Origin of the sequence: Intrasporangium sp. (assembly GCF_051961875.1) — a bacterium.
GTDB lineage: Bacteria > Actinomycetota > Actinomycetes > Actinomycetales > Dermatophilaceae > Intrasporangium_A.
The window spans coordinates 1-3206 of sequence record NZ_JBQCCV010000294.1; the positions used below are offsets into that span (position 1 = coordinate 1).

3 protein-coding genes are annotated in these 3206 nt (G+C 68.9%); all 3 read right to left on the bottom strand.

Annotated features, from left to right (window positions below):
- Positions 1–285, bottom strand: a 285-nt coding sequence (rpsJ, locus tag ACTHJJ_RS18365) for a 30S ribosomal protein S10 (RefSeq protein ID WP_440304392.1), incomplete at its 3' end; no start/stop codon positions are given.
- A gap of 347 nt (positions 286–632) precedes the next feature.
- A complete protein-coding gene (locus ACTHJJ_RS18370) occupies positions 633–1940 on the bottom strand; it encodes a M18 family aminopeptidase (protein WP_440304393.1) in 1308 nt (435 codons plus the stop codon).
- 106 nt (positions 1941–2046) lie between these two features.
- The coding region (tuf, locus tag ACTHJJ_RS18375; RefSeq protein ID WP_440304394.1) for an elongation factor Tu at positions 2047–3206 on the bottom strand (1160 nt) is incomplete at its 5' end.

The following is a 3206-nucleotide window of genomic DNA, read 5'->3' on the forward strand; positions in this document are numbered from 1 at the left end:
GTCCGCCGGCAGGTCGAGACGCATCAGCGAGTCGACGGCCTTGGGCGTCGGGTCGATGATGTCGATGAGGCGCTTGTGCGTGCGCATCTCGAAGTGCTCGCGGCTGTCCTTGTACTTGTGGGGCGACCGGATGACGACGAAGACGTTCTTCTCCGTCGGCAGCGGAACGGGGCCAACCACCGTCGCGCCCGCGCGGGTCACCGTGTCGACGATCTTGCGCGCCGAGTTGTCGATGACCTCGTGGTCATACGACTTCAAGCGGATGCGGATCTTCTGTCCCGCCATCTCCGTTACGTCTCTCTCTCGCCGTACTGTCTGACCGGTTCCCTTGGCTCTCCGACCCCCGAGGTCGGGCGTGTCGCGCCCGTTTCGCGGCGAGACGTGCGCTCGCGCTCACATCTCGGTGTGGATTGCCCGGCCGAACCGGGTTGGCTTGCGCTTCCCTCGGGCCTCCACCTGGAGTCCGGTCGAGTCCCCGTCAGGAGGCTCTACAAGGGGCGGCGCCACCGACATGGGTCAGCGACGCGCGTCAAGCAACCGCTCTAGTGTGCCAGTTGCCCCGGGAGACGAGCAAATCGGGCCCCTCTGCGGATCCTGGCCGTCCACTGCCCCACCCCGTCTCGGGCCGCGGATCAGTCGGCCGGGGCAAGGAAGGCCGCGAGGGCGGCGGCATACATCGCCGGATCCTCCGCCCCGCACAGCTCCCGAGCACTGTGCATCGAGAGCATCGGTGCACCGAAGTCGACGGTGGTCGCCCCGGTGAGCGCGGCGGTCGTCGGCCCGACGGTCGAGCCGCAGGGCAGGTCGCTGCGCGTGACGAAGGTCTGCACCGGCACCTCGGCCTGTTCGCAGGCCAGCCGGAAGGCGGCCTCGCCCCGCGAGTCCGTCGCGTAGCGCAGGTTCGTGTTGATCTTGAGGACCGGCCCCCCGTTGATCGCGATCTGGTGCTCGGGCTCGTGGCGCTCGGCGTAGTTCGGGTGGGTCGCGTGCGCCATGTCGCCCGACGCGATGACCGTCGCGGCCAGGGCCCGCCAGTAGTCCTCGCGGGTCCCTCCCCCGGCCAGGACGAGCCGCTCGAGCACCGACGGCAGGAGGGTCGACATCGCGCCACGCTCGGAGGTGCTGCCGATCTCCTCGTGGTCGAAGAGGACGACGACGGGCACGCGCTCCGGCTGACGCCCGGCCGCGTCGACGAGCGCGCGGACAGCGGCATACGAGGTGGCGAGGTTGTCGAGGCGCGGCGCCGCGAGGAGCTCGCGGCGCGCCCCGAGCCGACCGGACGGCTCGGTCGGGTAGGTCATCACGTCCCAGCCGAGAACCTCGCCGGGGTCGGCGTCGACCTGCTCGCCGACGTAGCCGCGGAAGTCCGCCGGCACGTCACCGACGCCCCACACCGGCTCCATGTGGAACTGCTTGTTGAGCTCGAGCTTGTCGTGGACGCTCCGGTCCAGGTGGATGGCCAGCTGCGGCACGCGCAGCAGGGAGCGCGGGTCGTGGAAGAGCCGGCTCTCGACGCCAGCACCGCCTCGGACGGCAACCCGCCCGGCGAGGCCGAGGTCACGGTCGAGCCAGGAGTTGAGCAGCAGGCCGCCGTAGGGCTCGACGCCGAGCAGCTGCCAGCCGGCGCGGACGTGGTCCGGCCGCGGCTTGATGCGCAGGTTCGGGCTGTCCGTGTGTGCCCCGACGATGCGGAAGCCGGCGGCGGGACCGAAGCCAGCGGCATACGCCCCGCGGTTGTCCCACGCGATGAGCGAACCGCCCCGCACGAGGAAATGCGCACCCGGCTCGGTCGGGAAGGGGTCCGTCTCGGCGACCTCGGCGAAGCCCGCCTCGCGCAGCCGCGCGACCGCCTGCTCGCACGCGTGGAACGGCGTCGGGGACGCGTCGACGAAGTCGATGAGCCCCTGCGCCTCGGTCTCGGTGTCGAAGGAGTGCGCCACGAGCCCAGACCCTACCGGGCGCCCGGGAATGCGAGAGGGCCCGGTCCGCGGAAGCGGGCCGGGCCCTCTGCAGTTGCTGACAAGTCAGCGGCGACGAGTCACCAGGTCACTTGAGGATCTTGGTGACGCGGCCGGCGCCCACGGTGCGGCCACCCTCGCGGATCGCGAACTTGAGGCCCTCCTCCATGGCGATCGGCTGGATGAGCTCGACGCGCATGTCGGTGTTGTCACCGGGCATGACCATCTCGGTGCCCTCGGGCAGGTGGACGACACCCGTCACGTCCGTGGTCCGGAAGTAGAACTGCGGACGGTAGTTGTCGTAGAACGGCGTGTGACGGCCGCCCTCGTCCTTGGACAGGATGTAGACCTGACCCTCGAACTCCGTGTGCGGGGTGATCGAGCCGGGCTTGACGACAACCTGGCCACGCTCGACGTCCTCGCGCTTGGTGCCACGGAGGAGGAGGCCGACGTTCTCACCCGCGCGGCCCTCATCGAGGAGCTTGCGGAACATCTCGACGCCGGTGACGGTGGTCTTGGCGGCCGGGCCCTCGTGGATACCGACGATCTCGACCTCCTCGTTGACCTTGAGGATGCCGCGCTCGATACGACCGGTGACGACCGTGCCACGACCGGTGATCGTGAAGACGTCCTCGATCGGCATGAGGAACGGCTTGTCGATGTCGCGCTCGGGCTCGGGGATGTTCTCGTCGACGGCGTCCATGAGGTCGAGGACCGTCTGGCCCCACTCCGGGTCGCCCTCGAGCGCCTTGAGCGCCGAGACCTTGACGACGGGGACGTCGTCACCGGGGAACTCGTAGCTCGACAGGAGCTCGCGGACCTCCATCTCGACGAGCTCGAGGATCTCCTCGTCGTCGACCATGTCGGCCTTGTTGAGCGCCACGACGATGTAGGGAACGCCGACCTGGCGGGCCAGCAGAACGTGCTCGCGGGTCTGCGGCATCGGGCCGTCGGTGGCCGCGACCACGAGGATCGCGCCGTCCATCTGCGCGGCACCCGTGATCATGTTCTTGATGTAGTCCGCGTGACCCGGTAAGTCGACGTGCGCGTAGTGGAGCTTCTCGGTCAGGTACTCGACTTGCGCGAACGAGATGGTGATACCGCGCTGACGCTCCTCCGGTGCCTTGTCGATCTCGTAGAACGGCGTGAAGGGGTTCAGGTCCGGATACTTGTCGTGCTGCACCTTGGTGATTGCTGCGGTCAACGTCGTCTTGCCGTGGTCGATGTGACCGATGGTTCCGATGTTTA